Below are 25,219 nucleotides of genomic sequence, written 5' to 3'. Positions count from 1 at the left end.
GCAAAATATGCATTTGTGCATTTTTAGGGTTGCTCATGAAGTTTGTATAAATATACAGTATTCGAAGGTGTTCAGATCTATCTCAGCAAGACCCGAAGATACAAACAGTTAGGCAAAGATATATGAACATAACGACGGCGGCTATAAGCCCTTGGTTCAAATAGAAATTTGAAGATGCAAATTAGATAAGGACATGAATTATGAGCGATGTAATACAACTTCCAGCAACTAGTATAACTGCTATACAATTTGGATATCCAGAAACGCGGTCAAATGGGGGCGGTCAAATTCAGAGCCCAGCGGTCATTTTTTAGCTCAGCAGCAGTCTCGTAATCCTTACTATGCTCAAGGTCTTTGGCGCGAGATGTTAATCAAACTTGCCAATGACCAGATTGGTGGCGTTGCTCCAGGATTCACATATGACTTACAAGTGGTACCATTTGCTGAAAATTATATTTATATGAATCCAGGGTTTGACGTAAATAGTTCACTGTTTTACGCCAGTTTGCATTATGTTGCAGGTGGCGTACCCTTGTCCCCTGGTTTGACAGGTAATCAACTAAAACCCGTTTCTGCTTTAGGGCATTTTGTATATGGAAAAGGTGCTGCAACAGAAACTGCTATCGCAAGCTTCGGCTTGAACTCTTCAAACTTTTCCAGCCAGCTTCTTGATGCAGCCATAGCAGCCGCACCAATGGGTGTGGTCACTCCAATTCTTGTAGAGAATATTCCTGCACTAGGCTCAGTTAAAGACTGGCAGTTACTGACCTGGATAGAAAACGCTTCCTTCAAGGTCGAAGGGAGTATTAATAAAGACGCCGTAGAAAACTACTAGTTCGATGGTAAAATTTCTGCTGGCAACATTACCTACAACGCTATCCCAGACAACCTCAAAACTGCGGTAGGCGAACAGACGGCAGCTCAGCTTCAATACGTCGCGCAAAATCTGAACGCTACACCGTTTGAGATCGTAGTCAAAGGCGAAGGCGCACTTGCAATTACTAAACAGCTGACGCCAGAAGAAGTCGCTGCTGTTGAGCAAGCACGCCTTGCAGCGGAAGCAGAAGCTAAACGCATTGCCGATGAAGCCGCAGCCGCTGAGGCGGCGAGACTTGCGGCTGAGGCAGAAGCTAAGCGTATCGCTGATGAGGCCGCAGCAGCAGAAGCTGCCAGGTTAGCCGCCGAAGCTGAAGCCAAGCGCATTGCTGATGAAGCGGCCGCTGCAGAGGCAGCAAAAATCGCTTCTGAAGCTTAGGCATCCGAGCAACCGCCCGTCACGCCGCTTGCTCAACAACGACCGTTCTCAAAATCCGAGATCAGCTTGAACAAGCTAAATAACCAATTTATATGGGTTATCTGGCGCAGCGCCGTCCGACTTGATGAGTGCTAGATCAGGCCTTTGCGGCCGCTAAAATCGGCTTAACGTGCTTTATTTTCCGTTTCCTGAAGCGACCCCCACTGGGCCTTCTTAAGTCGGTTTTCAACAGTCACAGACACAACGGAAACTACGATGCCCACCAAAGCCTCCGTAACGCCACTGGCTGAACGAGTATTGGATGCCGAGACGAGGGTGAGCCAGCGGCTTGCCGATGGCAATGAACTCTGTGTAGAGTGGCGCGGCGATTTTGAAAACAACGAGATTAACGCTCTTCATGCGGTATGCTTTGAGCATCCAATAAGTGACTACGATTGGGCGGCAAAGCTAGACCGTTTCAGCCTCGGTTGGACATGTGCCCGTCAATCGGAAAAATTGGTCGGCTTCGTGAACGTGGCTTGGGATGGTGGAGTACACGCTTTCATCCTGGACACGATGGTGGACCCATCACTTCAACGTCATGGTGTTGCCAGAAGATTGATTACGCTCGCTATCGATGGATCAAGGCAAGCTGGCTGTGACTGGCTTCATGTCGATTTCGAAGCCAGCTTGAGACCATTCTATCTCGAAAGTTGCGGTTTCAGGCCGACAGATGCGGGCGTTTTGCCACTAAAGTAAGATCGCACTACAATGTCCGCTCCGGGTGTTCGGTCCATACTTGTAATGAAGCTGTGCGCGGGCGATCCGGCGCGGCTTGGCGATATAGCGAGAGGGCTCTACCGTTGCCGCAACAGAAGGATACGATGGGTTCTCTGGTACAGCGGCGCCGCCGGCCTCGAACTTGGTCTCGTAGCCATAGAAATAGGGGTCGGTTCCGGCTGGGGGCGAAATGACACTCTAAGGGCTTACGGCTTGGGCCAGAGATATTCGCCTGTCAATAATATGTGCGCCCAACCTAGCGGAGAGATGTGCGCCAGAAGTTCGGGCGGCATATCTAGCCCTTCCCTTTGTCGTTCGGCGACCGCGTTACCGATGTGGATGGTGTTCCAGTAGATGATGATTGAGGTGAGCAGGTTGAGACCAGCAATCCGGTAATGCTGCCCTTCGGTGGTGCGGTCACGTATTTCGCCCTGGCGGCCGATGCGCAACGCATTCTTGAGAGCATGGTGACCCTCACCCTTGTTGAGGCCGATCTGGGCGCGCCGCTGCATGTCCGTGTCGAGGATCCACTCTATAATAAAGAGTGTTCGCTCCACACGACCCACCTCACGCAGCGCAACCGCCAGATCGTTCTGGCGTGGGTAGGAGGCGAGCTTGCGGAGCAACTGACTCGGCTTGATCTTTCCGACGGCCATGGTAGCCGCGCAGCGGAATAGGTCAGGCTAGTTAGCAACAATCAGCTCCTCTCGTATTTTGCCGCCGAATAGCTTGCGCAAATCCTTCGGCGTCCCTGCCGGATTGAACATGTAAAGGCGCTTGGGGGGCAAATCGCGGATGCGTAGTAAGCGTACGGGGAATACGCCTTGCGTAGGTCAGCCCAGCATCCACTGATGTGGCAGGAGCTGCTCGATCTCACTAGCCTTCTGCGTTGGCAACCGCATCAGCACATCCTTGAGATAAGCATACGGATCATGCCCGTTCATGCGCGCCGACTGGATCAAGCTCATGATCGCCGCTGCTCGCTTACCGCTGCGCAGCGACCCGGCGAATAGCCAGTTGGAACGGCCAAGTGCCCACGGCCTGATCGTGTTTTCGCAGGCGTTGTTATCGATGGGCACAGCACCATCGTCCAGGTAGCGCGTCAGCGCTACCCAGCGTTTCAGGCTGTAATCCAGTGCCTTGGCCGTGGCCGAGCCTTCGGGCACAAGCGCGCGTGGAGCCAATCAAAGCGCGGTGGCGGCGCAGGCTTTACTACGGATCGCTCAATTGTACGAAATCGAATCACGGGGAAAAATGTTGACCTGTGATGCACGCAAGCATCTGCGCACCAGCGAGGCGCTGGCCAAGCTGCAAGACATGCATGAGTGGATGCTATCGACCCGCCAAGGGGTAGCGAACGGCAGCAGCTTGGCCAAGGCGATGGACTACAGCCTCAAGCGCTGGGTGGCGTTGTCACGCTATGCCCGCAGCGGTGATTTACCTATCGATAAAAACGCAGTTGAAAATGTGATCAGGCCCATAGCGGTGGGTAAGAAGAACTGGTTATTTACTGGCTCTGAGCGAGCGGGATGCCGCGCAGCTGCGATCCAGAGCTTGCTGGCGACGGCGAAACTTAATGGGCTTGCCCCGCATGGCTGCGCGATACGTTGGAAAAGCTCCCGACATGGCCCAACAGCAGGATTGATGAGTTGTTGCCGTTGCGATGAGCGGCTGTTTGCAAGGAGGCTGGGCTGGACGCTTACGATCAAGGAGCTCGTCGAGCGAGATCTTCTGCTCAAGATGGTCGGCTGCTGGGGACGGGAAGCCAGCCGGCACGCGGTACGAGTAGAGTCGAAGCTGGGCATCGGAAGTAGAAAGCGGGCCAAGGATGGTGACCATGATGCTGAATTCGCAAATACTGTGCATACATACAGTTGACTTTGATCCCGGTTACCGGTCAACCGTTTGCGTACAATTGCGACGAAGAGAGGCGACAGCAATTTCGTCCAAGTTGATGGCCTAGCAGCCCACCTGCTCAATCTGCGCCCCAAGTCAGCTATCCACCACCGTCAACATCAGGCTGGATGGGCGAGACTATCCGGAATGCCGCTTCAATCGCTATTGGATGTGAATGGTTATCCAAGCGGCTTGGATCGGGCCGCTCAAATCAAGCTTCGGGCCGCACCCTGACCAAGCCTGGGCTACTGCGGTAGAAGTGCAGGAACTGTGCTGAGAACTCCTCAGTGAGCATTTGCTGTGAGGATTTATTGGAGCGGATGACGAGAAAACCAGTATCGATCTTGACTGAGAGAGGACGCATTTCCAGCCCCTTCCCAATGAAGTCCAAGGCGGTGGGTGGGTCTACGATGCTGACGCCAAGACCTTGAGAAACCAATGCACACGCCGTATAGGTCAGACTTGTTTCGAGGCGGGTAAGGCGCGGAACCTGGGCAAGGGCTAATTGCACGCCTGAAGAAAAAATAGACCCTGGCCTTAGCCCAATGAACCTTTGCCCTTGAAAATCGATTGGCACCACAACCTTCAATGCACTCATTGGATGATCAGATGGCATTACCGCCACAGCATCCATATCGATGGCCTGCATTTCAACGCCATGTGGGTTCAGGGGGCCCTCGGCATAACCGATATCGACCTGTCCGGCGGATACCATTTCAACGACCTGATGCGAAGGCACCCCAAGAATGCTGATTTGCAAATCAGGGCGTACTTGCAGGAACTCAGCGAGAAAGCGGGGCAACAGGGTGTTTGCCACGGCGGGCATCGCGGCGATTCGTATCGACCCAGCGGTATGCTCCCGTATCCCAGCAGCAAGACGCCCAATACGTTCCAGCCCAATGAATGACCGCTCTACTTCAGGGATCAGCGCCGCCGCCTGAGGCGTGGGGATGAGCTGATTCCCCCTGCGTTCGAACAGGGGCAAACCGATTGCGTCTTCAAAGTCACGGATAAGCCGGGTCACCGCCGGCTGGGTTATGGACATAAGGTTCGCAGCCCCCGTCATGCTGCCTGTGCGCATAACCGCATGGAACGCCTCGACCTGACGCGGATTGATACGCATGTCACCACCTATCATATTTGCACATACTGAACACAGTGATTCTTGATTTTGAATTATGGCGAATTCATGCGAAATTGCAAAAAAAGCGTAACCAATAAGAAAAACGAACCGATCTTAGCACTCTTGGCTTCACCTACCTGCCGAAAATTAACCACTGTTTAGCGCTAGTCGCCCGTGGAGTTAATCCGTGAATTTCTTCCAGATAATGAGCTTCGGCGACCAAGGGTGGGCATCCGACATGCTGCTCGCAGCGTTGATGACCTGCGCAATATCAGTGTGTGGATTTTCCTCAGGTCTGGTCATTGGCTGCCTGGGTTGCTGGGCGAAATTATCCCGATTTGTATTGCTGCGCGTAGTTGCAGATCTTTATACGACCATCCTGCGTGGTGTTCCCGATCTATTGGTTATTTACCTTTTTTATTTCGGCAGCACCATGGTTCTTACCCAAGTCGCCCAATCCATAGGCATTCAAGGGTTCACAGGGATTCCAGGTTTTCTTGTAGGTGTAATTGCCATCTCGGTTATAAGTGGAGCCTATCAGCTTGAGGTCTTGCGAGGAGCAGTCCATAGCGTCCCTTTAGGCACGATAGAGGCAGGCCGATCCTTGGGCCTTGGGAATTTCAAGCTTTTTGCATTGATCGTCGCCCCCCAAGCGCTACGAATTGCTCTGCCAGGGCTTGGCAATGTTTGGTTGCTCGTACTGAAAGACTCCGCCTTGATAAGCGTTGTGGGCTTGGTTGAGCTTATGCGGCAGTCAGGAATAGGTGCTGGGGCCACTCACCAACCTTTCATATTCTATGGCACCGCCGCCGCCCTCTATTACGCCATAAGCACTTTTAGCAGCCACCTCATTGGCCGGCTGGAACACAAGCTAAACCAGCCGATGAGGAGATCGTAATGGACTTCGGATTCATGCTTGATTGTTTCAAGCGCTTACTGACTGGCGTCCCGCTTACTCTTGGGCTCTCGATGTTCTCCTGTGCGGTTGGCTTTGTCTTGGCGTCTTGTCTCTGCGCCATGCGGTTATCAAAAAAAGCGTGGCTTGATTATCCAGCGCGGATCTTCGTCTCCATCTTTCGGGGTACGCCACTGCTAGTTCAGCTCTATGTTATTTATTACGGGCTTGGGCAGTTCCCATGGCTCAGAGAAAGCTTTATGTGGCCGTACCTACGAGAGGCTTACTGGTGCGTGCTGGCGGCTCTTGCGCTCAATACAGCGGCCTACACAAGCGAAATCCTTCGAGGCGGCATCAACTCGGTTGATCGCGGCCAAATTGAATCGGCTGTATCGATTGGGTTGCGGCGAGACCAGATTTGGCGGTGTGTGATATTGCCCCAAGCTTGGCGCCAAATGCTCCCGGCTTATGGAAACGAAATAATTCTTCAAATCAAATCTACTTCTCTCGCTTCGATTGTGACTCTGATGGAAGTGACCGGGATAGCGGCAAAATTGGTCTCCCAAACCTATAGACCCATTGAAGTGTTTGTCTGTGCTGGAGCCCTGTACCTATTTTTCAATTTTGTGGTAACGCGCGTCGTGAATCTAATAGAAGCCCGACTCACACGGGGCATGCGGCGCGCTCGTAGTTGATTGCATAAACCTGCCCAATCCAAAATGAGGAAGCTCACTATGCGGTTTAAAAGTCTGATGTTGAGCGCAGTAATGCTCTCAGGTGTATGCGCAGCTACGGCCAATGCAGATGAAACGCCATTGGTAAGAATTTCTACTGAAGGTGCTTACGCCCCTTGGAACTTCATCAAGCCAGGTGGACAGCTGGATGGTTTTGAAATCGATTTGGCTCACGATCTCTGTGAGCGAATGAAGGTTCGCTGCGAGATCACCGCGCATGATTGGGATGGACTGATTCCCTCGCTCAACGCGGGTCAGACCGACGCGATCATCGCGGGCATGAGTATCACCCCCAAGCGGCAAGAAGTGATCGGCTTCAGCCGTGCCTACGCTGCCCCAGTTAATGGCTTCCTGGTCGCCGACGGCAGCAGCCTCGCGAGCCTTCCAGGTGCTGGAACCAGCATCAATCTCGACAAGGATGAGGCAGGCGCTGAAACCTTGGTGGCAAAGATGACTCCTCTGTTGAAAGGCAAGGTGATGGGCGTTCAGGGCTCTACAACCGCCTCGGCATTCGCTGAAAAGTACCTATCGAAGATTGTGGAGGTGCGTGAATACAAAACCGTCGATGCCCACAACATGGATTTGATCAGTGGTCGTATCGACGCAGTCTTGGCTAACGCTGTGCTTCTGAATTTGGCAAAACAAGAGCCGTCCATGCAGGGCGCCAAGATGGCTGGGCCATTGTTCTCCGGTGGCGTTTTCGGCCCCGGTATCGGTGTGGGTTTGCGTAAATCTGACACTGAATTGAAAGCGAAATTTGACGCCGCGATCACCAGTGCCGTGAAGGACGGGACAGTCAAGAAGCTTTCTGAGAAGTGGCTGAAGTCTGACGTCACGCCATTGGAATAAGCGATTAAAACTTCCAGGTTGAGCGGAGCGGCATGTGATGAGTGGTGAAACTATCGTCGTAGGGGGTGGCCTAGTCGGTTTGGCAACAGCCTACGGTCTAGCCTGCAAGGGAGTGTCTGTGCGGCTGCTGGATCAGGGCGACATCGCCTGGCGAGCTGCACGGGGAAACTTCGGTCTGGTATGGGTTCAGGGTAAAGGATATGGAAGGCCCGCCTATGCTCGATTGACACTTCGCTCAGCTGCCGCTTGGCCCCGACTGGCTCAAGACCTTCTGGTCGAGACTGGCGTTGATGTTCATTTGCGCCAACCTGGCGGATTTACCCTTTGCCTAAATCAGGAAGATTTAGCCGAAGAGACACGGCAGCTCCGTTGGCTGAAAGAGGCTCTCGAAGGGAATTATCGCTTCGAGGAGTTGAGCCCAACCGAGCTGCGTCAGCGATTGCCCAGTGTCGGGCCGGACGTAGTTGGCGCTTGTTTCTCGCCTGATGATGGTCACGTGAACCCACTGCTACTGCTTCGCGCGCTAACCATGGCCGTGCAGCGGCGGGGAGTGAAAATCGAGTCAGGTTGTGAAGTCCACTCGATTGAACACACTACCGCCGGCTACAGGCTGTCAGGCAATGGTCGAAGCTGGAATTGCGAGCGGGTGGCTCTGACTGCCGGATTGGGCAATCGAGCGTTAGCTGACCAGGTTGGGATATCGCTTCAACTGGAGCCTAACCGAGGCCAGATTTTGATTACCGAGCGATTGCCTCCGTTCCTCGACTACCCAACGAACTACGTTCGCCAGACGGGGGAAGGGAGTGTCCAGCTTGGATATTCAAACGAAGCGACAGGCCTCAACGATGCCGTCAGCGCTAACGTGATGTCGAAGATCGCCCAGCAAGCCGTTTCCTGCTTCCCAGTGCTCGCCAACGTCCAGCTTGTAAGGGCATGGGGTGCACTTCGCGTTTTAACTCCGGATGGGTTTCCGATCTATCAGGAATCGACAAGCTTTCCTGGAGTATTTGCGTTGACTTGTCACAGTGGCGTGACACTCGCTGCAGTGCATGCCTATGAAGTTGCTCCATGGATTTGTGGCGGAGCTGCGCCAGATGAGCTTGAGACGTTCAGCGATCAGCGGTTCAAGAAAGTCGCACATGAGGTAGCCCAAAATGTCCACTAAACCGCTATTTCGAAGCGTAGATGATCAGGGATCTGGAGTCGTCATCGAATTTGACGGGCAGAAAATCCAGGTTCCTAACAATGCAAATCTCGCAGCAGCACTTCTTGATGCCGGTATTTCTACTACCCGAAAAACTCCCGTCAGCGGGGCCCCTCGCGGTGCCTATTGCATGATGGGCGTTTGCTTCGAATGCCTAGTGGAGATCAACGGTATTTCTCGTCAGGCCTGTCAGGTGCGGACGGAGCCAGGGATGAGAATCAAGACTCACTTTCCAGTAAAGATCGAAGGTAGCGGAAATGTCTGATCACGTTCAGGTCATCATTTTAGGTGCGGGCCCCGCGGGCATTGCAGCCGCTCTGCATTTGCATGCAAAGGGTGTCAGCGTCCGTGTACTTGATGAACAAGCTACCCCTGGTGGTCAGATCTACAGGGAAGTAAGCCTCGCCTCTGAGACGCGTAAGAGTCTTCTGGGTAAAGATTACGCTGCCGGCAGCAGTGCAGTCGCAAGATTTCTGGACAGCGGAATCGACTATGTCCCCAATGCTTCGGTCTGGCTGCTGAACGCTGAGCGAGAGGTGCATTACCGAGTCGGCGGAAAGAGCTATATGGCCACCGCCGACCGGATCCTTCTCTGCAGCGGTGCCTATGAGCGCCCAATGCCAGTACCGGGTTGGACGCTTCCAGGCGTCATGACCGCTGGCGCCGGGCAGATTCTTCTCAAAACCGGCGGGCGTATTCCAAATGGTGCGGTGGTACTGGCAGGAACCGGCCCTCTGCTTTATTTGCTCGCTACCCAGTATTTGCAAGCAGGCGTGAAGATCAAAGCGTTGGTCGATACCAGCACGCGGCCCGATCTGTGGGCATCCCTCCGTTACCTGCCAGCGGCGATTCCAGCATGGCGGCAACTTTGGAAAGGTATCGGCCTGATGGCGCGCTTACGCCGCGCTGGCATCGACTGGTATCAGGGCGTGACCGATATCCGGATCGAGGGAGAGAGCGGAGCAAAGGCCATCAATTTCAGCCATAACGGTTCGAAGCGCCAAATTGCTTGTGACCTTGTTCTGCTGCATCAAGGTGTTATTCCAAATACACATCCAACGCTGGCAATTGGCGCAACCCACCGCTGGGATGAAGGCCAGGTCTGCTGGGTAGCAGATCAAGACCGGTGGGGAGAGCTGAGCGTTCCGGGCTTTTTTATCGCTGGCGATGGCGCCGGTGTAAACGGCGCTGAAGCTGCCGCCCTCCAAGGACGTCTGGCTGGTATTGGGATCGCCATGTCGCTCAAGGTTGTCTCCGAAACGGATGCCGAGGCAGAGGCGCAACCGGTGCGCAGCGAATGGAATAAATACCGCTGCATCCGACCAATGCTGGAAAGACTCTATCGACCCACCGCTGATCTGCAACTCCCTGCAGATGACACGATCATCTGTCGCTGTGAGGAAGTCACTGCCGGGGCGGTTCGTCAGTACGCTGCTCTTGGCTGCTTGGGCCCGAATCAAACCAAAGCATTTGGCCGCTGCGGTATGGGGCCTTGCCAAGGTAGACAGTGTGGCTTGGCTGTAACACAGATCCTAGCATCCGCCCGGCAGGTGAGTCCGGGAGAGGTTGGGTATTACCGAATTCGCCCTCCATTGAAGCCCATAACACTTCTGGAACTGGCGACCGAAAAATAGATATGGAGCGCACAAAATGACTTCCATCGTTCGACAAGAAAGTAATGCACGCCTGAGCCGTGCGGTGATTCATAACGGAGTAGTTTGGCTCGCTGGCATCACGGCTGCCGACTGCTCGCAGGATGTCCGAGGCCAGACTCGCGAAGTGCTTGCCAAGATCGAGGAACGCCTGATCCAGGCGGGCAGCGACAAGGATCACATTCTCTCGGCTCAAATCTGGTTGGCTGACATCGTCAGGGATTTCGATCCTATGAACGAAGAGTGGGCCAACTGGCTGGGATCAGATGGTCGTCCTGCCCGAGCAACCTGCCAAGTAGCTTTTGACGACCCGCAACTCTTGATTGAGATCATCGTGGTTGCCGCAGTTCGCTGAAGCTAACTCATCAAATAGCGATCTCATCGAAACACTTTAGCAAAGTACCAATCACCATCGAGCGCCTTGCAGGACGTGTTGAGCGCTGAGATAACGAACAAGGTGTCTAATGTCCATATCCTCAGAAGCCACATCCCGTCTTTTGGCCGACGAAATCTCAGTTACTGGCCCTAGTGTCACTTCACCGATACTGAGTATCTCGGATCTTCATAAACACTATGGAGATCACAAGGTACTTCGCGGGATCTCGCTGGATGCTGAGAAAGGCGATGTAATCAGCCTGATTGGCGCCAGTGGTTCGGGGAAAAGTACCCTTCTGCGTTGTGTGAATTTTCTGGAGCAGCCGGATGCTGGGAGAATCCAGCTTGGTGATTATCGACTAGAAATAGGTGGCTCGGACGGCGCACACCGTCTGCCGAAAGCGAAGGAGCTCCAGAAACTCCGGTCTCGTTTGGCGATGGTTTTTCAGCACTTTAACCTGTGGAATCACATGACTGTGCTGGATAACGTCTGTCTGGGCCCGCAGAAGGTGCTCGGTGTCTCAAGACACGAAGCTGTCGAACGCGCGGAGCACTATCTCGCCAAAGTGGGGCTACCTCCGCGTTCGTCTGCTCAGTACCCCTCGTTCCTCTCTGGAGGCCAGCAACAACGGGTTGCCATCGCTAGGGCCCTCGCCATGGAGCCTGAGGTATTACTTTTCGACGAGCCGACTTCAGCGCTTGACCCTGAGTTGGTCGGAGAGGTTTTGAAGGTAATCAGGTCTTTAGCCGAGGAAGGCAGGACTATGTTGATGGTGACTCATGAAATGGCGTTTGCGAAGCAGGTCTCCAGCAAAATCGTTTTCCTCCATCAAGGGCTGGTGGAGGAGGAAGGTGGAGCACAGATTCTTGAAACTCCCCAGAGTGAACGGTTGCAAAAGTTTTTGTCGAACTGTCTCAAATAATCCAGAGTTTAACAGCGGGATCGTAATTTCATACCTGGTTATTTCCCCAAAGCGGGTCTTGGCCATTTGAGCCTTGTGAGTTAAACATTCATTTTCAGATACTTGCTGATTAATCACGAGCATAGTTTCGCTACTTTGCTTCATGGCCGGTCGCCGATTATTTGTGGAAAAAAGACATGTCAGATATATACGAATACATAACCCGCGCTGATTTCGATCAAGTAATGACACCTAATTACTCTCCTGCCGGTTTTATTCCAGTACGAGGGCTGGGCTCGCGAGTATGGGATCAAAGTGGACGAGAGTTGGTAGATTTCGCAGGTGGTATTGCCGTGAACTCGCTTGGACATGCTCATCCGGTGCTAGTCCATGCGCTCACCGAGCAGGCGCAAAAGCTGTGGCATGTCTCCAACGTTTTCACGAATGAGCCAGCACTTCGGTTGGCCAAGAAACTGACCGATGCTACCTTCGCCGACAAGGTCTTCTTTGCCAACTCAGGCGCGGAGGCCAACGAAGCGGCTCTCAAGCTGGCCCGCCGATATGCTCATGACCTTTGTGGTGCAGAGAAATACGAAATTATTTCGATGACCAACAGCTTTCATGGTCGAACTCTTTTCACCGTGAACGTCGGAGGCCAAGCCAAATACTCTGATGGCTTTGGCCCAAAAATCGAAGGGATCACACATATCCCATTCAATGACCTAACCGCACTGAGTGAAGTCATTTCGGCTAAGACATGCGCTGTGATCATCGAACCAATTCAGGGTGAGAGCGGCGTTCAACTGGCTGACAAAGCATACTTGGAAGGCGTTCGCCAGCTTTGTGATGAGAATAGCGCGCTGTTGATTTTCGATGAAATCCAAAGTGGTTTCGGGCGCACCGGTCATCTCTATGCCTATCAGCACTATGGCGTGACGCCCGATATCCTTACCAGCGCTAAAAGCCTGGGGGGCGGATTTCCAATCGGTGCAATGCTCACCACTTCCCAGATCGCCAAGCATCTAGGTGTCGGCACCCACGGCACTACTTATGGCGGTAACCCCTTGGCATGTGCCGTATCTGGCGCAGCGCTGGACTTGATCAACACACCCGAAATCCTCGCGGGGGTGACCGCGAAGCACCTGAAATTCAAGTCCCGTCTTGAACAGATAGGTCGGCAGTACGGCGTTTTCTCTCACATCCGGGGCATAGGTCTGCTGATCGGTGCAGTTCTTTCGGAATCATGGCGGGGTCGGGCTAAGGACGTATTCAACGCAGCTGGAAGTGAAGGCCTGATGGTCTTGCAAGCAGGGCCGGACGTGGTTCGATTCGCGCCAAGCCTCGTTATCGCCGACGCCGATATCAAGGAAGGTCTCAATCGCCTGGAGCGCGCCATTTCCCGACTGACCCAAAGCTAACCACCTAGTCACACAGCAGGCTACCCCCTCTCGCCGAGTTCGGTAGCGCTCAACTGTGTTGTGAAATCCCAAGAGCATCGCCGCCAGCGCTGTCTCTTGGGCCTGAGGACATTGTCGTGTACCTAAAACTGATCAAAGGAGTAACACCATGTTGGTGATGCGCCCAGTTCGACTGGCTGACCTGCCTAATGTGCAACAGTTGGCTGTTGACAGCCCCGTAGGTGTTACCTCCCTGCCAGATAACACCGACCGCCTCCGTGAAAGGATCTTGGCCTCGGAAGCATCCTTCGCCGGTGAAGTACGCTTTCACGGCGAAGAAAGCTATCTGTTCGTCCTTGAGGATACGGACAGCGGATCGTTGGTCGGTTGTTCAGGCATCGTAGCCTCTGCTGGATTCTCCGAACCGTTCTACAGCTTCCGTAATGAAACGTTCGTTCATGCTTCACGTGAGCTCAGCGTTCACAACAAAGTGCATGTGCTTTCCCTTTGCCACGACCTGACTGGGCACAGCCTTCTCACCGGCTTTTACATCAAGCCTGAATTGGTGGCGGGTCGTTTTGCCGAGCTGAATTCGCGGGGGCGGCTGCTCTTTATTGCCAGCCACCCAGACCGATTTGCTGATGTCCTGGTAACCGAGATTGTGGGATACAGCGATGACGCCAATGAATCGCCATTCTGGAATGGGGTCGGCCGTAATTTTTTCAACATTTCCTATCCCGAGGCAGAGGAGTTATCCAGCCGCAAGAGTCGGACTTTTCTCGCTGAAGTGATGCCCCATTACCCTCTGTACGTACCGCTTCTGTCAGGCGGCGCTCAAGAGGCAATGGCATCTGTGCATCCCCGCGCACAAGCCAGTTTCGACATCTTCATGCGAGAGGGATTTGAGTCTGACCGTTACATCGACATCTTCGATGGCGGCCCAACCCTACAAGCCCGTACTGCGGGTATCCGATCCATTGCCCGCAGTAGCGAAGCGAACGTTCTGGTCGGCAATACGATTCACTCCACCCGCTCCTTTCTAGTTATCAATGGTGAGGTCAGCGACTTCCGAGCGGTGGTTGCAGAGCTTGATTGGGAGCCTGGCGCGCCTGCCACGCTGACCCCAGAAATCGCTGACGCCTTGGCGGTTGGTGAAGGTGCCAGCGTCCGCTTGGTGGCGCTTTAACTAGGCAGGCATGCGCCTGAACGGAGTAAATATGATTGTTCGTCCTGTCACCAGCGCAGATTTGCCCAAGCTTCTTGAGCTTGCACGCAGCACCGGCCCTGGACTGACTACATTGCCCGCTAATGAGCAACGTCTGGCACACCGCGTAAGTTGGGCAGAAAAATCTTTCAACGGCAAAGTCGAACGGGCTGATGCAGACTACCTGTTCGTTTTCGAGGATGACGACGCCAACGTTGTTGGGGTCAGTGCAATTGCAGGTGCGGTGGGTCTACGTGAGCCTTGGTACAACTACCGGGTTGGCCTGACGGTGAGTGCTTCGCAAGACCTCGGCATTCACTCCGAAACCCCTACTTTATTCCTGGCTAATGACCTCACGGGTCACTCTGAGCTTTGCTCGTTATTCCTTCATGCCAATCACCGCAGCGGGATCAGTGGTCGCCTGCTTTCTAAAGCACGCTTTCTTTTCATCGCCGAATTTCGTGAGTTATTCGGGCCAAAAGTCATTGCCGAGATGCGCGGAATGTCTGATTCCCAAGGGCGTTCGCCATTCTGGGAAAGCCTTGGCAGGCACTTTTTCAAGATGGAGTTTGATCAAGCCGACTATCTGACGGGCGTGGGCAACAAGTCGTTCATCGCTGAGCTGATGCCGAAATTCCCCCTCTATACCTGCTTTCTGTCAGAAGAAGCCCGGAGCGTTATCGGTCGGGTGCATCCACACACTGAACCCGCACTGGCCATGCTCAAGGGGGAAGGTTTCAGCTATCAGGGCTACATCGACATATTTGATGGAGGGGCTACCATCGAAGCGTCGACCGACAATATTCGCGCGATTGCAGATAGCCAAGTGCTCGTGCTCGCGATAGGTGTACCTGGCGAGGATGCCACGCCCTATCTCATTCACAACCGCAAACGCGAAAGCAGCCGGATCACAGCTGCTCCAGCCAGAGTTGCCGCAGGCTCTTTGGTGGTCGATGCCCTCACAGCCAAGCGTCTGTACTTGCAGCCAGGCGCCTCAGTTCGTGCAGTCACTTTGTCCGCCAGAAAACAAGCCTGATCCTTTGCGGATCCTAGGAGAAAAAATGACAACTCACTACATCGCAGGGCAATGGGTGGACGGGCAAGGCATGTACCTGGAATCTCTTGATCCGGTTAGCCAGGAGGTGGTCTGGAAGGGGAATGTTGCAAGTGATGTGCAAGTTGCCGCTGCAGTCAATGCCGCGCGCGGTGCATTCCCAGCATGGGCGCGTCAGTCCCTGGAAGACCGCGTCGCCATCGCCGAATCTTTTGCCTCAATCTTGAAAACACGAAGCGCGGAGATCGCACACGCCATTGGTGAAGAGACGGGCAAGCCGCTGTGGGAAGCGGCAACCGAAGTAGCCAGCATGATCAACAAGGTTGCCATTTCGCTACAGGCATATCATGAGCGCACCGGTACCAAACGCAGTGTATTGACCGATGCCTCTGCAGTGTTGCGGCACAAACCTCACGGTGTAGTGGCAGTGTTTGGGCCCTATAACTTCCCAGGCCATCTTCCCAATGGACACATCGTTCCTGCGCTACTGGCCGGCAACGCGGTGGTATTCAAACCGAGCGAGCTGACACCTAAGGTGGCCGAACTCACCATTCGTGCATGGACGGATGCGGGCTTGCCAGCGGGTGTAATGAACCTTGTCCAAGGGGCTCGTGAAACCGGCGTCGCCCTGGCCGCCAATACGAGGCTTGACGGTCTTTTCTTCACGGGCTCAAGCAGGACTGGAAATCTGCTACACGCTCAGTTTGCAGGCCAACCTCAGAAGATTCTGGCGCTGGAGATGGGTGGTAACAACCCACTGATCGTGGACGAGATCAATGATGTCGACGCTGCGGTATATACGATCATCCAATCCGCCTTCATCTCGGCAGGCCAGCGATGCACATGTGCACGCCGACTACTTGTTCCTAAAGGAGCTTGGGGGGATGCGCTGCTTAGCCGACTTGTAGAGATTACCTCGAACCTCAAAGTGGGGAGCTTTGATGAGCAGCCTTCACCATTCATGGGGTCGGTAATTTCACTGGAGGCCGCGACACACTTGTTAGGCGCTCAGCAGATATTGCTGTCAAAGGGGGCGGTAGCATTGCTGGCCATGACTCAGTTGCGCAAGGGGACGGCATTGCTGAGCCCAGGCATCCTCGATGTCACTGCAGTCAGCGAACGCATCGATGAGGAGTTTTTTGGCCCACTGCTGCAGGTCATTCGATACAGCAACTTTGAAGAGGCTGTAGCCGAAGCCAATGCCACACAATTTGGTTTGGCAGCGGGCTTGCTATCAGACTCGCGCGAGCGTTTCGAGAGTTTTCTGTTGGAAAGTCGGGCCGGGATCGTCAACTGGAATAAGCAGCTCACGGGGGCCGCCAGCAGTGCGCCCTTTGGGGGTATCAGTGCCTCAGGCAACCACCGCGCCAGTGCGTACTACGCCGCCGATTACTGCGCCTATCCAGTGGCCTCGCTTGAAAGCGAGTCGCTGAGCTTACCTGAAACCCTAACACCCGGAGTGACGCTGTAATGACTGCCCATGAGATGAATTTTGATGGCTTGGTAGGGCCAACACATAACTATGGCGGTCTGTCCTACGGCAACGTAGCATCCCATAGCAATAGCCAGGCAGTGTCCAATCCGCGAGAGGCCGCAAAACAGGGTCTGGCGAAAATGAAGGCTATGATGGAAATGGGTTTCAAGCAAGGCGTACTCGCACCGCACGAGCGACCCGCAGTGGCCTCGTTAAGGTCTCTGGGGTTCACTGGCTCAGATTCCGAGGTCATCGCCAAGGCCGCCAAAGATGCTATGCCGCTACTGTCTGCCGTTAGTTCGGCATCGAGTATGTGGACGGCGAATGCCGCGACCGTCAGCCCAAGCGCTGATACATCAGATGGTCGCGTCCACTTCACTGCAGCCAATTTGAACTGCAAGTTTCACCGCGCCATTGAGCACCCTGTCACCAGTCGCATTTTGGGCGCGATGTTTCGCGACGACGCTCACTTTGCTCACCATGCGGCCTTACCCGCAGTGGCCCAATTTGGCGACGAAGGGGCCGCTAATCACACCCGTTTTTGCCGTCAGTATGACGACCCCGGAGTGGAGTTCTTCGTATATGGACGGAGTGCTTTCGACAGCCGCTATCCGATGCCGGAAAAATACCCGGCGCGCCAGACGCTTGAAGCATCACAAGCCGTAGCACGGCTGCATGGCTTGAGCGAAAGCGGCGTGGTGTTTGCGCAGCAAAATCCGGCAGTGATCGATCAAGGCGTGTTCCATAATGATGTGATTTCGGTCGGTAATGCAGAGGTTCTGTTCTATCATCAGGACGCATTCCTGAACACGGAGTCGATGCTCTCAGAGTTGGATAGCAACTTGGAGCGCCTCGGTGGTCGGTTCCAGGGAATCTGTGTGCCCCGGGATCAGGTCTCAGTTTCTGATGCTGTTCGCTCCTATCTGTTCAACAGCCAACTCCTGACGAAGTCCGATGGCTCGATGCTCATCATCGTCCCCGATGAATGCCGCCAGAACCAACGAGTGTGGAGCTACCTTACGCAGCTAACTTGCACTGGAAGCCCGATCCAAGAAGTCAAAGTATTCGACCTCAAGCAAAGCATGCAGAACGGGGGAGGCCCTGCTTGCCTGCGGTTACGTGTGGCGCTTAACCATGCTGAGTTGGCGGCGGTAAACCCTGGTGTAGCCATGACACCTGCTCTGTACGAACGCCTCGTGGCGTGGATAGAGACCCACTACCGAGACCGTCTCTGCGACCTCGATTTGGCCGATCCACTATTACTGGTTGAGAGCCGGACAGCCTTGGACGAATTGACCCAGATTTTGGCGCTAGGGTCTGTTTACCCCTTCCAGATTGACTGACGACGTATTTATGGCCTGCGCTGGAAGTTACGTAGCTTAGCCCACCGTACGTCCACCATCCTGCGGCCTACTAGGAGACATAAGCATGCTATCTCTGGGTAACCTCCTTGCCATGACCCTTGATGGCCATGAGCCGGTGGAAAAGATTCAGCACACATGCGACGGCACTCGACTACGCTGGCTAACGGAGGGGGCCCTGGAGGTTTCGCCAGCTCCAGGGGTAGACAGCGGCGTTGATCTGCTAGTCTCGACTGGATTGCACGGCAACGAGACAGCTCCTATTGAGCTGGTCGACTTGTTCGTCCGGCGAATAGCGTCTAGCGACCTCAAACCGGCAGCGCGAATCCTCTTTCTGCTGGGTAACACCGAGTCCATGCGGGCCGGCGTTCGATATCTGCAAAACGACATCAATCGTTTATTTTTTGGCCGGCACAATGGCGTAGATGGACGCGAGGCAACTCGCGCGGGCGAGCTGGAAAGGTTGGCCTGCGAGTTTTTCTCTAACACTGACCGTTATCAGCTTCACTACGATCTTCACACTGCTATCCGAGGCTCGAAGATTGAGAAATTTGCTCTCTACCCATGGGCCGAAGGCCGCAAACGTTCCAGGGTCGAGCTAGCCCGTTTGCATGGCGCGTCCATCAATACCGTGCTGCTACAAAATAAACCTGGGATCACGTTCAGTGCCTACACTTATGGGCACTTGGGCGTCGAGGCGTTCACTCTGGAGCTGGGTAGCGCTCGACCATTCGGCAATAACACCGATGTTGATTTGAGCGGGATTCAAGCAGTGCTGGAGCAATTAATCGAGGGGCAGGAGCAGTTGTGGTCAGATGGCGCCGTCGAGCAAATGCAACTGTTCACGGTGTCTCGAGAAGTGGTCAAACGCAGTGATGAATTCCGGCTGAACCTGGCTGATGACGTTCAGAACTTTACTGAGCTTGAGGAGGGGCTATTGCTGGCAGAGGATGTTGGTGGAGCACTCTGGATCGTTGAGGAGCGTCAGGCTCGCATCATTTTCCCAAACCCTCATGTCAATGTCGGGCTTCGTGCTGGGCTCATTATCGTCCCGCTGAACGGAGAGCTAGTATAGCCGGTTTGCTGATGCCTTTATCCCGGATTCAGATCGTATCTCATATACTGAAATTAGATGTTCAACAGACGTCCGCTACCATCAAACGACCACGTAGGAAGCACAATGTCCAAGCTTGCAGAATTCCGTCAACTTGAACGCCACCTCGCTGAACAGCTTGCAGCTCTCGAAGCTATGAAGGTCGACAAAGGCCTCGAGCAAGAAATCGAATTTGAGAGCAAATTGCGCACTCTGCTGGGCGAGTACAACAAGAGCCTGAAAGACATCGTCTCGATCCTGGATCCTCAGGGTGGTTTTAAGCCAGGCAAAGCTGCCGCCACCGCGCCGGTGAAGGGTACTCGTAAGCCTCGTGCTATGAAGCTGTACAAGAACCCTCATTCGGGCGAGGTGCCCTAATGCCCCAACCACTATCCAAAGGTTGAAGTGCCACATAGCTGTAAGCTCTGTAAGCGTCCGGCCAAGTCATCTTCCGAACCTCCACGGCGCTCTCGCATCCAAGCTAATCAAGTGATAAACACCATATATATCCAATGCCACGGCAAGCAATAGGCGATCAGATGGCGCGATTTTCGATTTATAGCGGATTGATTTTGGTTGGCTATTCGTCGCTGGAGAGTGGAGATCCTCCCATGGGCGTTGCTTTCGGCCAGTTCGAGCCAACCACTGGGTATCCTGCTATTCAAAACGAGTGCTGCACAAATCACTTCGACCAGTCCGGTTTGGCCCTTTCAGTTAAAACCGAAGCAGGCTTGGTTATTCCATCTATGGGAGTCACCATTCTGGATTACGCTGAAGAGCTTCTGCCCGATTGCATCGAGATAAGTATCCTCGGCATTCCCACTGCTTTTTATGAAGAGTTTTTTCCTGCCCATGTGATCAAGTACACGCACCAATTCGCTAGGTGAGCCGCTCTATGGCGAGCAAGATGGGCCGTCTTTAGCAGGGAGGTGTGATCCTTGAGTTATCGGAGACCGCAAAAGCTACTGACTGGAGCAATTGGCAGAGCCTCAAGAGCAGGGTCAGGAACTCAGCATTGGTTGCCTCAGACCAGGCTCGCCCGTATCTGAGAGTAAGGTGTATGGTGGTCACTGGGTCTCCATTCTGAGCAGACTCGAGCGAGTAGCGTTCACCATCCGAAAATGCACCTTGGGCACATCCAGGGTACACCAACTCCAGAAATGTGATTACGGCCTCAGGGCATCCAATATCTAGCACGTCCTCGACGTTGGACAGATCGTTTTCACTGAGGTCAGTAGGCTTCAAAATAATAATGTCAAAGCTCATTGCTGCGGGCTCCCATCTTGTAATCCATTTGGCATCGGCATTCCCTTTTATATGTCCGGCTATCACTCCTCGCGTAATTAAATCGGCGACCATTTATGTGGCAGCAATTGATCGATTTCACTCGCCCGCTGCGTCGGCAGGCGTGTGAGAACGTCTTTCAGATATGCATACGGATCATGACCATTGACCCGCGCAGACTGGATCAAGCTCATGATCGCCGCCGCCCGTTTGCCGCTGCGCAGTGATCCAGCAAACAACCAGTTCGACCGCCCAAGCGCCCATGGCCGGATCAAGTTTTCGATCTGGTTGTTGTCGATGGGCACAGCACCGTCCTCCAGATAGCGGGTCAGCGCTACCCAGCGTTTGAGGCTGTAATCCAGGGCCTTGGCCGTAGCCGAGCCCTCGGGCACAAGTTCGCGTTGGGCCAGCATCCACTCATGCAGTTTTTCAGCAATGGGCATCGCTGTTTCCTGGCGCAGTCGCCAGCGATCTTCATCGCTCATTTCCTTGGCGTGTCGTTCGACTTCGTACAGCCCGCCGATTGAGTGCAACGCCTGCTCTGCCAATTGGCTGTTATTCGCTACGTGCAGGTCGAAGAACTTGCGCCGCGCATGGGCCATGCAGCCGATTTCGGTGATGCCCAACTCGAAGCTGGCCTTATAGCCGGCGAAGTCATCGCAGACCAGCTTGCCGTTCCACGTGCCCAGGAAGTTACGCGCATGTTCGCCAGCACGGCTGGGGCTGAAATCGTAGACCACTGCCTTGAGTGCCGAGAATGGCGTGCTGCTGTAGGCCCAGACGTAAGCGCGGTGGGTTTTCTTCTCACCTGGCGCCAGCATTTGTACCGGCGTTTCATCGGCGTGGACTACTCGCTGTGCCAGCACTGTTTCGCGCAGCGCATCGACCAGCGGCTGAAGCTGTACGCCGGTTTGGCCCACCCACTGCGCCAGTGTCGAGCGCGGGATAGCCAGACCGGCACGGCCGAAGATCTTTTCCTGTCGATACAGCGGCAGGTGGTCGGCGAACTTCGCCACCATCACATGCGCCAGCAGCCCGGCAGTGGGGATGCCCTTGTCGATCACCTGCGGCGGCACCGGGGCCTGGATCAGTGTTTCGCACTGCCGACAGGCCCATTTCCCACGAACGTGCTGCTCAACCGTGAACACGCCCGGCGTGTAATCCAGTTTCTCGCTGACGTCTTCACCGATGCGCTGAAGCTGGCAGCCGCACGCGCACTGAGTGTTGTCCGGCTCGTGATGGATCACAGTGCGTGGGAACTGCGGTGGCAACGGCGCACGCTTGGGTTGCTGGCGTGGCTCTGCCTGCGCGGATGCGGGATGAAGTGCTTTTAACTCGGCCTCAATGGCTTCGAGGTCGGTATTGAGCAGGTCATCGAGAAAGCTGCCTTGCGCCGGGCTGATCTGCTCACTGCGCTTAGCGAACTTGTGCCGCTTGAGAATGGCGATTTCGTGAGTGAGTTGCTCTATGATCGTCTCATCACGATGGATCTTTCTGCCCATGGTGTCGACCTTGGACATCAACTGCGCAGCCAGCGCGCGCAGTTGTTCAGGGGGCATTTGGTCGAGATCGGGCAAGGAAGTCATGCCGTGGATTTTACCAAAGCAGTCCTCCGGTCACAGCTAAAAGCCAGGTATTAGAGCAATGTAATTGCGCCGCCTGCACCTACTCGCTGCCAAGGCAATCCAAGTACCAGCGCCTGAAGTTGTTCGGGGTCGAGTTCGACCTCCGCGCCACGATGGATGCCCGGCCAATGAAACTTGCCCTGATTCAAGCGTCGCGCCGCTAGCTAAATACCAACGCCGTCATGCACCAGCACCTTCATGCGGTTTGCCCGGCGGTTGGCAAAGAGGTAAGCGCAGTGCGGCTTAGCCGCACCGAACACGGCAACCACCCGGGCCAGTGCAGTGTCAGTGCCGGCCCGCATGTCCATGGGCTGGGTGGCGAGCCAGATGGAGTCGATACGAATCATTGGGCCAGGCCACGAATAAAACACGCGCAGCCGTCCGGATCTGAGGCTGGCCATTTTACGGTGACGGATTTATCGCCCAGAGCCAGTGAGATGATCACCCTCTCTTCTGTTGCGCGCTTGGGTGCAGCTTGTACGGGGATGAAGGCCGGCAGAGTTGCGGGTGATTGATCCCGGTAAATCGGTAGTGTAGTGGTCTAATGAAACCGGACACCCATTTAGGCGAGAATGCTCGCCATAGAGAGGTGTCTGATGACCAAGCAACGTCGTACCTTTACCCCTGAGTTCAAGCGCGAGGCGGCGTGCCTGGTGCTCGACCAAGGCTACAGTCATACCGAGGCAGCCCGTTCGCTTGGGCTGGTTGAGTCGGCTTTGCGTCGTTGGGTGAACCAGCTCCAGCAAGAACGTGGCGGTGTTACTCCGACCAGCAAAGCCCTGACGCCTGAGCAGCAAAAAATCCAGGAACTCGAAGCCCGCATCAATCGGCTGGAACGGGAAAAATCCATCTTAAAAAAGGCCACCGCGCTCTTGATGGCCGAGGAACACGAGCGTTCGCGTTAATCGATCAACTGCGGGCTCAAGAGCCGATTGATCTGTTGTGCTCGGTATTTGAAGTAACCCGATCGTGCTACTACGCGTACTGCCGGAAACGTCGGTATCCAGATGCCGAACGGGTGGTTTTGCGCAGCCGCGTGAACGAGCTGTTTACGCAAAGCCGGAGCGCTGCGGGCAGCAGGAGCATCATGCTGATGATGAGAGAGGACGGCATGCAGATCGGACGATTCAAGGTACGCAAGTTGATGCGCGAGATGAACTTGATCAGCAAACAGCCGGGCTCCCACGCCTATAAAAAGGCGACCGTGGAGCGGCCTGATATCCCGAACGTGCTTGATCGAGGGTTCAGCGTGGCGTCCCCCGACAAGGTTTGGTGCGGTGACATAACGTACGTTTGGGCCGAAGGTCGGTGGCACTATCTAGCGGCGGTAATCGATCTTTATGCGCGCCGGGTTGTGGGCTGGGAGTTCTCGGCCAAGCCCGACGCCGACCTGGTGATCAAAGCGCTGGACATGGCCTATGAGCAGCGTGGCAGGCCTCAAAATGTGCTGTTTCACAGCGATCAAGGCAGTCAATACGGCAGCCGGAGTTTCCGTCAGAGACTGTGGCGATACCGCTTCACACAGAGCATGAGTCGTCGCGGCAACTGCCACGATAACGCGCCAATGGAGCGGCTATTTCGCAGCCTGAAAACTGAATGGATACCGACGGTGGGCTACATGAGCGCCGCGTTGGCTAAACAAGATCTCGGTCGTTTCCTGATGGAACGGTACAACTGGCGGCGACCGCATCAGTTCAACGAAGGGCTAGCGCCTGCGGTCGCTGAGGAAAAACTCAATTCAGTGTCCGGGATCAGTTGACCACTACAGTAGCCACTTGCGGATCACGTTGGCGTTGATGCCGTGATGGATGGCTACGCTGGAAATCGTCGCTCCAGGTTGCAGGCATTCCTGGACGACCTGGGCTTTGAATAGTTTGGGGTAAGAGCTGCGTTGGCGCATGGAAATCCTGGCGATAAGGGTGATCGCGTCCGCTTAAAAATACGCGGACACCATCGCCCTAAATACTGGAGTTCGGTAGGTGTGTTCGCCATCCGCTTACTAAGCTCTCATCTCCAGTATCTCCCCAGAAAAAGCGATTTATCCGACCTCAGGTTTCTTACTGAAGAATTCGACCTTTGACTTGACTCTGCTCCCATATCCATATGGGCCCGCATCATGCCAACTACCGTCTTTCGTTGCTTGTTACTACTCTCGCTGGCTGTCGTCGATGGCATCTGCTATGCCGCATCTGCTCATGAGGAGGATCAGCTCAGCCTAGTCCAGCAGCAGCTCGACGTTATCGAACGCCTTGCAACTCAAACTGCGGCAACCAGCTCGACTGAACACTACGAACGCTATCTCTTCGACTACCCCCGGCTAACTCAGGACATCCAGCGCATCCGTCGAGGTGTGAAGGATTACTTGTCTCCGCCCCGCGCCCAGCCTCGTGACTCCAGTGAAATAACTGGCGATTACCGCCTCGACACTCTTTCCCCAGAGCCGTCGCCATGAGCATGACTGACGCCCAAACCTCAGCGTTCCAAAACGCCTCCGGTTTCTCACCGCAGAGCAGTTCGACGCTCTGGCTATCCCTGGTTCTCGTTCTGGCTTTGCTTTGGTGCGCCTGGGTGATGTGGACGGCCTACCGGGGTTGGGCCACCGGCAGTGTGCGTTTTGGAGCCTTCGGCGGCAGCGCCGCGCGTGTACTGCTCACCTTGCTGATTTTGATGTTCTTCACCCTGTCCTAACACCGGAGATCACCGTCATGCTCAAGTGCCTTATCCCTCTAAAAAACAACCTGCGTGATCGTACGAACCAGCGCGTGATCGGTCTGCTGCTGGTGCTCGGTCCAAGCCTGGCTTTTGCTGAGCTTCCGACCATGGAAGCCCCTTCGCGCGGAGAAGGCTCCGGGTTGATCGAAACGATCAAAAACTACGCCTACGACGGCGGCATCCTACTCGGTCTGCTAATCGCCCTGCTCGCTTTCTTGGGTGTGGCCTGGCACTCGCTGACGGTGTATGCCGATGTACAGAACCAGCGCAAGACCTGGAAAGACCTCGGCGCGGTGGTTGGCATCGGCGCCCTGCTGGTAGTGATCATCATCTGGTTCCTGACCAAGGCTGCCGCGATTCTGTGAGGTCGA

At 54.6% G+C, this 25,219-nt stretch carries 23 protein-coding genes and 7 pseudogenes; 24 read left to right on the top strand and 6 right to left on the bottom strand.

What is annotated here, in order from left to right:
- The first annotated feature begins 364 nt into the window (after positions 1-364).
- The 3 genes and pseudogenes from LCH65_RS10190 to LCH65_RS10180 all read left to right on the top strand — a co-directional run bounded on the left by LCH65_RS10190 (position 365) and on the right by LCH65_RS10180 (position 1,993).
- Positions 365-835 carry a hypothetical protein gene (locus tag LCH65_RS10190; protein WP_226439351.1) on the top strand — a complete coding sequence of 157 codons (471 nt, stop codon included), beginning with the start codon at positions 365-367 and terminating at the stop codon, positions 833-835.
- 416 nt (positions 836-1,251) lie between these two features.
- A pseudogene (locus tag LCH65_RS10185) lies at positions 1,252-1,338 on the top strand (resolvase); the annotation flags it as partial.
- Positions 1,339-1,510: 172 nt separating this feature from the next.
- Positions 1,511-1,993, top strand: a complete 483-nt coding sequence (locus LCH65_RS10180; protein WP_226439350.1) for a GNAT family N-acetyltransferase — start codon at positions 1,511-1,513, stop codon at positions 1,991-1,993.
- 227 nt (positions 1,994-2,220) lie between these two features.
- On the opposite strand, the pseudogene LCH65_RS10175 reads toward LCH65_RS10180, so the two are convergent.
- A pseudogene (locus tag LCH65_RS10175) lies at positions 2,221-2,814 on the bottom strand (Tn3 family transposase); the annotation flags it as partial.
- 33 nt (positions 2,815-2,847) lie between these two features.
- A pseudogene (locus tag LCH65_RS10170) lies at positions 2,848-3,198 on the bottom strand (transposase); the annotation flags it as partial.
- Between LCH65_RS10170 and LCH65_RS10165 the strand changes: the two are divergent.
- Positions 3,194-3,681 (top strand): annotated as a pseudogene (locus LCH65_RS10165) (transposase); the annotation flags it as partial. The pseudogenes LCH65_RS10170 and LCH65_RS10165 sit on opposite strands and share 5 nt — an antisense overlap.
- Positions 3,682-3,706: 25 nt before the next feature.
- Here the strand turns inward: LCH65_RS10165 and LCH65_RS10160 are convergent.
- A pseudogene (locus tag LCH65_RS10160) lies at positions 3,707-3,853 on the bottom strand (peptidase S24); the annotation flags it as partial.
- 268 nt (positions 3,854-4,121) lie between these two features.
- The gene (locus tag LCH65_RS10155; RefSeq protein ID WP_226439349.1) at positions 4,122-5,033 is read right to left on the bottom strand and encodes a LysR substrate-binding domain-containing protein; all 912 of its coding nucleotides are present in this window, start codon (positions 5,031-5,033) and stop codon (positions 4,122-4,124) included.
- A 187-nt stretch (positions 5,034-5,220) separates the two neighbouring features.
- Between LCH65_RS10155 and LCH65_RS10150 the strand changes: the two genes are divergently transcribed.
- From LCH65_RS10150 to LCH65_RS10075, 16 genes and pseudogenes are all read left to right on the top strand, one after another.
- On the top strand, positions 5,221-5,931 hold the full coding sequence (locus LCH65_RS10150; protein WP_345945907.1) for an ABC transporter permease subunit: 711 nt from the start codon (positions 5,221-5,223) through the stop codon (positions 5,929-5,931).
- Entirely contained in the window at positions 5,931-6,623 is a 693-nt protein-coding gene (locus tag LCH65_RS10145; RefSeq protein WP_275967454.1) for an ABC transporter permease, read from the top strand. The genes LCH65_RS10150 and LCH65_RS10145 overlap by 1 nt, the downstream gene beginning before the upstream one ends.
- A 39-nt stretch (positions 6,624-6,662) precedes the next feature.
- Positions 6,663-7,511, top strand: coding sequence for a lysine/arginine/ornithine ABC transporter substrate-binding protein (locus tag LCH65_RS10140; RefSeq protein WP_226439348.1), 849 nt, complete (start codon positions 6,663-6,665; stop codon positions 7,509-7,511).
- 37 nt (positions 7,512-7,548) lie between these two features.
- The gene (locus LCH65_RS10135; protein WP_226439347.1) at positions 7,549-8,676 is read left to right on the top strand and encodes an FAD-dependent oxidoreductase; all 1,128 of its coding nucleotides are present in this window, start codon (positions 7,549-7,551) and stop codon (positions 8,674-8,676) included.
- Positions 8,666-8,980: a (2Fe-2S)-binding protein gene (locus LCH65_RS10130; RefSeq protein WP_226439346.1), complete on the top strand. Its 315-nt coding sequence runs from the start codon at positions 8,666-8,668 to the stop codon at positions 8,978-8,980. Before LCH65_RS10135 ends, LCH65_RS10130 begins: the two co-directional genes overlap by 11 nt.
- The gene (locus LCH65_RS10125) at positions 8,973-10,349 is read left to right on the top strand and encodes an NAD(P)/FAD-dependent oxidoreductase (protein ID WP_226439345.1); all 1,377 of its coding nucleotides are present in this window, start codon (positions 8,973-8,975) and stop codon (positions 10,347-10,349) included. Before LCH65_RS10130 ends, LCH65_RS10125 begins: the two co-directional genes overlap by 8 nt.
- A 16-nt stretch (positions 10,350-10,365) precedes the next feature.
- Positions 10,366-10,722, top strand: a complete 357-nt coding sequence (locus LCH65_RS10120) for a RidA family protein (RefSeq protein WP_226439344.1) — start codon at positions 10,366-10,368, stop codon at positions 10,720-10,722.
- A 109-nt stretch (positions 10,723-10,831) separates the two neighbouring features.
- Entirely contained in the window at positions 10,832-11,665 is an 834-nt protein-coding gene (locus tag LCH65_RS10115; RefSeq protein ID WP_260523817.1) for an ATP-binding cassette domain-containing protein, read from the top strand.
- 176 nt (positions 11,666-11,841) lie between these two features.
- A complete protein-coding gene (locus tag LCH65_RS10110; protein WP_226439343.1) occupies positions 11,842-13,062 on the top strand; it encodes an aspartate aminotransferase family protein in 1,221 nt (406 codons plus the stop codon).
- A 148-nt stretch (positions 13,063-13,210) separates the two neighbouring features.
- A complete protein-coding gene (aruF, locus tag LCH65_RS10105) occupies positions 13,211-14,227 on the top strand; it encodes an arginine/ornithine succinyltransferase subunit alpha (RefSeq protein ID WP_226439342.1) in 1,017 nt (338 codons plus the stop codon).
- A 31-nt stretch (positions 14,228-14,258) separates the two neighbouring features.
- Positions 14,259-15,281 (top strand): arginine N-succinyltransferase, encoded by a 1,023-nt coding sequence (gene astA / locus LCH65_RS10100; RefSeq protein WP_226439341.1) that lies wholly within the window; start codon positions 14,259-14,261, stop codon positions 15,279-15,281.
- Positions 15,282-15,306: 25 nt separating this feature from the next.
- Entirely contained in the window at positions 15,307-16,770 is a 1,464-nt protein-coding gene (gene astD / locus LCH65_RS10095) for a succinylglutamate-semialdehyde dehydrogenase (RefSeq protein WP_226439340.1), read from the top strand.
- The gene (gene astB / locus LCH65_RS10090) at positions 16,770-18,116 is read left to right on the top strand and encodes an N-succinylarginine dihydrolase (RefSeq protein ID WP_226439339.1); all 1,347 of its coding nucleotides are present in this window, start codon (positions 16,770-16,772) and stop codon (positions 18,114-18,116) included. Before astD ends, astB begins: the two co-directional genes overlap by 1 nt.
- Positions 18,117-18,201: 85 nt before the next feature.
- Entirely contained in the window at positions 18,202-19,209 is a 1,008-nt protein-coding gene (gene astE / locus LCH65_RS10085; protein WP_226439338.1) for a succinylglutamate desuccinylase, read from the top strand.
- 105 nt (positions 19,210-19,314) lie between these two features.
- Positions 19,315-19,599 (top strand): annotated as a pseudogene (locus LCH65_RS10080) (histone-like nucleoid-structuring protein, MvaT/MvaU family); the annotation flags it as partial.
- A gap of 167 nt (positions 19,600-19,766) precedes the next feature.
- Complete coding sequence (locus LCH65_RS10075) at positions 19,767-20,114, top strand: hypothetical protein (protein WP_226439337.1); 348 nt, start codon at positions 19,767-19,769, stop codon at positions 20,112-20,114.
- A 456-nt stretch (positions 20,115-20,570) separates the two neighbouring features.
- Here LCH65_RS10075 and LCH65_RS10070 read toward each other — a convergent pair whose 3' ends face one another.
- Together LCH65_RS10070 and tnpB are read right to left on the bottom strand one after the other, a co-directional pair.
- On the bottom strand, positions 20,571-22,097 hold the full coding sequence (locus tag LCH65_RS10070) for an IS66 family transposase (protein ID WP_017850076.1): 1,527 nt from the start codon (positions 22,095-22,097) through the stop codon (positions 20,571-20,573).
- A gap of 50 nt (positions 22,098-22,147) precedes the next feature.
- Positions 22,148-22,483: pseudogene (gene tnpB, locus LCH65_RS10065) on the bottom strand (IS66 family insertion sequence element accessory protein TnpB).
- Between the two features lie 249 nt (positions 22,484-22,732).
- Between tnpB and LCH65_RS10060 the strand changes: the two are divergent.
- The 4 genes from LCH65_RS10060 (at position 22,733) to LCH65_RS10040 (ending at position 25,213) form a co-directional block, all read left to right on the top strand.
- Positions 22,733-23,895 (top strand): IS3 family transposase gene (locus LCH65_RS10060; protein ID WP_226439336.1). Its coding sequence is split into 2 segments (ribosomal slippage): positions 22,733-22,985 and positions 22,985-23,895, totalling 1,164 coding nucleotides; the frame shifts between segments, so codons are not numbered across the junction.
- A gap of 357 nt (positions 23,896-24,252) precedes the next feature.
- A complete protein-coding gene (locus tag LCH65_RS10050) occupies positions 24,253-24,588 on the top strand; it encodes an RAQPRD family integrative conjugative element protein (RefSeq protein ID WP_226439334.1) in 336 nt (111 codons plus the stop codon).
- On the top strand, positions 24,585-24,824 hold the full coding sequence (locus LCH65_RS10045) for a TIGR03758 family integrating conjugative element protein (protein WP_226439333.1): 240 nt from the start codon (positions 24,585-24,587) through the stop codon (positions 24,822-24,824). The genes LCH65_RS10050 and LCH65_RS10045 overlap by 4 nt, the downstream gene beginning before the upstream one ends.
- Before the next feature lie 17 nt (positions 24,825-24,841).
- Entirely contained in the window at positions 24,842-25,213 is a 372-nt protein-coding gene (locus tag LCH65_RS10040) for a TIGR03745 family integrating conjugative element membrane protein (RefSeq protein WP_054092828.1), read from the top strand.
- The last annotated feature ends 6 nt before the right edge of the window (positions 25,214-25,219 follow it).

The sequence above is a fragment of the Pseudomonas sp. MWU16-30316 genome (assembly GCF_020515645.1).
Taxonomy (GTDB): domain Bacteria; phylum Pseudomonadota; class Gammaproteobacteria; order Pseudomonadales; family Pseudomonadaceae; genus Aquipseudomonas; species Aquipseudomonas cerasi.
Note: the sequence above shows the minus strand (reverse complement) of the source record. Positions and strands in the feature narration are given on the sequence as shown.